4 protein-coding genes are annotated in these 4,921 nt (G+C 60.3%); 2 read left to right on the forward strand and 2 right to left on the reverse strand.

Annotated features, from left to right (window positions below):
- The first annotated feature begins 5 nt into the window (after positions 1-5).
- Both rpiA and FEM54_RS24685 read left to right on the forward strand, forming a co-directional pair.
- Positions 6-626, forward strand: coding sequence for a ribose-5-phosphate isomerase RpiA (gene rpiA, locus FEM54_RS24680; protein ID WP_240792796.1), 621 nt, complete (start codon positions 6-8; stop codon positions 624-626).
- Positions 627-990: 364 nt separating this feature from the next.
- Positions 991-2,937: an autotransporter domain-containing protein gene (locus FEM54_RS24685; protein ID WP_138453452.1), complete on the forward strand. Its 1,947-nt coding sequence runs from the start codon at positions 991-993 to the stop codon at positions 2,935-2,937.
- Here FEM54_RS24685 and FEM54_RS24690 read toward each other — a convergent pair whose 3' ends face one another.
- A complete protein-coding gene (locus FEM54_RS24690) occupies positions 2,938-3,846 on the reverse strand; it encodes an SdiA-regulated domain-containing protein (RefSeq protein ID WP_138453453.1) in 909 nt (302 codons plus the stop codon).
- Between the two features lie 120 nt (positions 3,847-3,966).
- Positions 3,967-4,890, reverse strand: a complete 924-nt coding sequence (locus FEM54_RS24695; RefSeq protein ID WP_138453454.1) for an SdiA-regulated domain-containing protein — start codon at positions 4,888-4,890, stop codon at positions 3,967-3,969.
- Positions 4,891-4,921: the final 31 nt, after the last annotated feature.

Consider the following 4,921-nt stretch of genomic DNA (forward strand, 5'->3'; position numbering starts at 1 on the left):
ATTTAATCCTTCCTAAACTCGACGACAAAAGCATCGTCGGTGTCGGCACCGGCTCCACCGCCAACTGCTTTATCGATGCACTGGCCCAGCACAAGGGTGCCTTCGACGGCGCCGTAGCCAGCTCCGAAGCCACCGCCGCGCGCCTCAAGGGCCATGGCATTCCAGTGTATGAGCTCAACACCGTGAGCGACCTGGAATTCTACGTCGACGGCGCCGATGAAAGCGACGAGCACCTGAACCTGATCAAAGGCGGCGGCGCAGCCCTGACCCGCGAGAAGATCGTTGCGGCCGTGGCCAAGACCTTTATCTGCATCGCCGACGCCAGCAAGCTGGTGCCGGTGCTCGGCGCCTTCCCGCTGCCGGTGGAAGTTATCCCCATGGCCCGCAGCCACGTGGCCCGCGAGCTGGTGAAACTGGGCGGCGACCCGGTGTACCGCGAAGGCGTGCTGACCGACAACGGCAATATCATCATTGATGTGTTCAACATGCAGATCACCAACCCGGTGGAGCTGGAGACGCAGATCAATGCGATCGTTGGCGTGGTGACCAATGGCCTGTTCGCGGCGCGCCCGGCTGATGTGTTGCTGTTGGGTACTTCTGAAGGCGTTAAAACCCTCAAGGCCTAAAACTCACGGCCTAGCTTTATGTGGGAGCTGGCTTGCCTGCGATAGCATCACCTCGGTCTGACTTAAAGACCGAGGCGTCTGCATCGCGGGCAAGCCCGGCTCCCACACAAGCCAGCTCCCACAGGAGGCCTCATCGTTTAGAAGATCCATGTAACAAAACCGCTACTTTTCGCAGCACCCCCGCCCAAAACCGTGCGCCATGTCACGGCATCCCACGCCTTTATTGGTATCAAATCCGTTACAAATGACAGCCAGGCGACCCAAGCGTTTAACAATGCGCCACTTCGCGCTCGCCCAGGGAATGAGGCGCGCATTGTGCAAAGGGTCTGGGCTGGAAAACTTCAATCACCTCAAGGAAGACCTTGTGATAAAGCCCCTCGCCCTCGCGATCAGCGTGGTCGGCAGCCTGCTGTCGGCGCAAACCCAGGCCTACGATTACGGCCAGCACGCCAATACCACCCTGGAAAAGCTGATCAACGATTACCCCGGCCGGTATCGCGGCACGGCCAATTTCGCCGGCGCGGCAGATTGGATGCAAAGCCAGATGGGTTCGGCCTACAGCCTCAGTCGACAGAACTTCACCTGGAACAACGGCACTCGCGCTGCGCAAAACGTGGTGGCCTATGCTGCGGGCACTAAACCGCAATACGTGGTGATTGGCGCGCACTTCGACACCTACTTCGGCCGCCCGACCTTACAAGGCCTGGACGATAACGGCTCCGGCGCCAGCGTGCTGACCGAAGTGGCGAAGAACCTCGGCGGCTTGCAGCTGGAAAACGGCCTGCAAGTGGTCGCCTTCGGCGCCGAAGAGGAAGGCCTGCGCGGCTCCAAAGCCTTTGTCGATTCACTCAGCGCCAGCCAACGCGCGAATATGCTGGCGATGATCAACCTCGACAGCCTGATCACCGGCGACATGATGTACGCCCACGCAGGCCAGAACAGCACCGCCAACCCCGCGCTGGCATCGCTGCGCGAACACACCTTCCAGATCGCCAGGGAATTGAACATCCCGTTGTTCACCAACCCCGGCCTGGACCCGCAATACCCCAAGGGCACCGGCTGCTGCAGTGATGGCGAGCCGTTCGAACCGCTGAAGATCCCGATTCTGTATATCGAAGCCACCAACTGGGAGCTGGGCGATCTGGACGGCTACACCCAGACCAACAACCCGAAAATACCCGGCGGCTCCACCTGGCACGACCCGGCAGAAGACAACAAAACCGTGCTGGCCAATGCCTTCGGCCAGGAACGCATCGACCAGCGCCTGCGCGATTACTCGCGCCTGCTCAGCCGCCTGGTGTTGGAACTGACCAACGCCGACCTGCTGGCCTCGACCGCCTCGGGTGGCGCCGTTGCGCGCAACATGCAGGACAACCTGCAACGCCAGCATCAGGCCATGGTGCGCCTGCATGATCGCCGTTGGTTGACCTTGCAAGCGGCCAGCCGCGAGGTCGGAAGCTTCGATGGCGAAATCGGCATGGACGGCGAATACACCCCGGACAGCGGCTTCGACAGCCCGCTCAACCGCGATGCCCGACGCCTGGGCGTACACGCCTTGGGCGACTATCAGCTCACCTCCAGCCTGAATATCGGCGCCAGCCTCAGCTACCTCAATGGTCGTGACAAGCTGCAGCAGCGCGGAAAACTCGACAGCGACACCTGGCAGGCCGCGGTCTATGCCTTGCTCAACGATGGCGGCCCAAGCTGGCTGGCGGGCGATTTGAGCATTGGCCATACGCGTTTTGAGGCCAAGCGCAACCTGCTGATCCAAGCCAATGGCGGCCCGGTGCTGCTCAATCAACAACTGAGCGGCAACACCGACGCACTGTCCCTGGGCGCACGCGTACTCGGCGGTTATGACTTCGACTTCGGCGCAATCAAAAGCGGGCCGTTTGCCGGCCTGGACTACAGCCATTCGCGTATCGACAAGTTCCACGAGAAACAGAACCTGCGCACCGCGCTGGAGTACGAAGAACAGTCTTTCGACTCCCTGGAAGCCAGCCTCGGCTGGCGCGTGCGCGGTGCTGTCGCCCTGCCTTATGGCTTGAGCCTGCTGCCATATGCCGACATCGCCTGGGTCAAGGAGCTGGCCGATGGCCGTCTCGATGACCTGCAATTGACCGCCCGCGCCGATGGCCAGGCGCGCACCGCCAAGCTGGGTTCAGTGGACAAAAGCTTTGGCCGCGCGCAAATCGGCAGCCAGTTGGCGATCACCCCGCAGTTGGGTGTGTACGCCGAGGTCAACAGCCGCCTTGGGCACGCCGAGGGCAGCCAGACCGGCTACTCCCTGGGCGTGCAATGGATGTTTTGATCAGGGCTTTTTGAACACGTAAAACAGGTTCGGCTCGCTGACCAGGTACAGCGAGCCCTCGTCATCCATGGCGATCCCTTCGGCCTGAGGCACGCGTTTTTTCAGGCCATGGCGCCCGTTGAGCAGGGAAAGACTGCTCAACGGGCGACCATCGATGTCCAGTTCCAACACCAGGAACGACTCATCCGACAGCGCCAGCAAATGCCCGCTGTGCTCGTCGTATTGCAGGCTCGACAGGTCGCGCACAAACAGCCCGGCATCGCGCTTGGGGTTGTTGATCACATGCACCGAGTAGGTTTTTTCCGGTTTGAAATGGGGAAACCCGTGCACCTCGTAAATCAGCATCGGGTCGCGCTCCTTGGCCACGAACAGGCGCTTGCCCACCGAGTCATAGGCCAGCCCTTCGAAACCCTTATTGCCGCCAAGGTGCACGCCCAGGGTCATCTGCTCCGCATCGGCGGCGTCGAGAAATTGGGTGTCGTCATTCACGTGCACCTTGATCAGCCGCTGCTGGGCTTCATCGCTGATCACATAAATGTTGTCACTGATGAACTCCACCGCCTCGGCATCGCCAAAGCCCACCAACGGGATACGCCGCAGGATCCTGCCGTCCAGGGACAACTCGATCAGCTCGGCGTTTTTATTGGTGACCGTAAACAGGCTTTTGCGTATCGGGTCGTAAGTGAGGGCCGAGACATCATCGTCGAGCCCTTCGATGACCTTGGCTTCCAGGCTTACCCGGTAATCATTCAGGCCAATGGAGCGTTCATCGGCAGGATGGCGCCAGTGTTGAAGGTTGAACCAGGCCCGCTCGAACAAGCGAAAGTTCTGCGCGACCGCCCCGGCAATCACCAGGGCGAGCAGCAACAGGATAAAAAACGCGGGTTTGGGGCGGGCGAGTCGACGCATCAGGCAAGCTCAAAGTCAAAAAGTGGCGAATAAGTATCACGCCCGTCTGAATTTAAACTTAAACGCAGTCGACTGTCTGGCGAATGCCGCTGATAGCGAAGTATCCGACGTAATCGTCGGCTATTTCTGCTTCTCGAAACGATAGAACAGGTTGGGTTCGCTGACCATGTACAAGGTGCCGGCTTCGTCCATGGTGACGCCTTCGGCACGCGGGATGGTGTGTTTGAGGCCATTGAAGCCGCCGAGCAGGGTCATGAAGCTGACTTGCTCGCCCTGCGCGTCCAGCTCCAGCAGCAGGTGGGAATCGGCCGACAGCACCAGCAAATGCCCGGTGCGCGGGTCGACGGCCAGGGCTGAGAGGTTACGCATGTCCAGCTCGGTGCTGGCGATCTTCTGCTTATCGCCGGTCAGCGTGGCGCCATCGCTTTTCCAGGTGAACAACGCCGGTGGGCGCTCTTCCCCGAGCACGATCTGCTGGTTGCGCTTGTCCCAGGTCACACCTTCAAATGCCTTGTTCTGGTCCTTGGACGGGCCAAGGTCATAGTGCTTGAAGTCGGCATAGTTCAGTTGCTGGGTGCTGGCGTCGACGTTCACCACGCTCAAGGTGTGCATGCGCTCGTCGACAATGGCCATCAGGCCGTTTTCCATCACTGTCACGCCTTCCGGGTTGTTCCAGCCGTTGAGCGGCATCTTGCGCAACACATCGCCTTGCAGGTTCAGCTCAACCAGGAAAGGGTTTTTGCCCATCACGGAAAACAGGGTTTTGGTCTGCGGGTTGTAGGACAGGTCCGAAGCCTCGTCCTTTTCCATGCCGGACAGCAATTTGCCATCGATCACCGCGTGGTAATCCGGCAGCCAAACGCTGGCCTGGCGTTCGGCCGGGGTTTCGAACCGCTCAGCGATCCACAGCACCCCACGGTCGTCCCAATGCATCGCCCAGGCAACGCCATACACAATGGCCCCGACCAGAAACAGCCAGGAATACCAGCGCAGGGCAAAACGTGAACGGGGCTTGGAAGTGAGGGTAGGCAGGGACACGGCCATTGAGCGCTTTTCCGCAGAGTCAGCTTTAGGT

This window comes from Pseudomonas edaphica, assembly GCF_005863185.1.
Classification (GTDB): domain Bacteria; phylum Pseudomonadota; class Gammaproteobacteria; order Pseudomonadales; family Pseudomonadaceae; genus Aquipseudomonas; species Aquipseudomonas edaphica.

Excerpts from the sequence above, each read along its gene's own strand:
- FEM54_RS24695 (WP_138453454.1), bottom strand. The coding sequence starts at position 4,890 with ATGGCCGTGTCCCTGCCTACCCTCACTTCCAAGCCCCGTTCACGTTTT.
- FEM54_RS24690 (WP_138453453.1), bottom strand. The coding sequence starts at position 3,846 with ATGCGTCGACTCGCCCGCCCCAAACCCGCGTTTTTTATCCTGTTGCTG.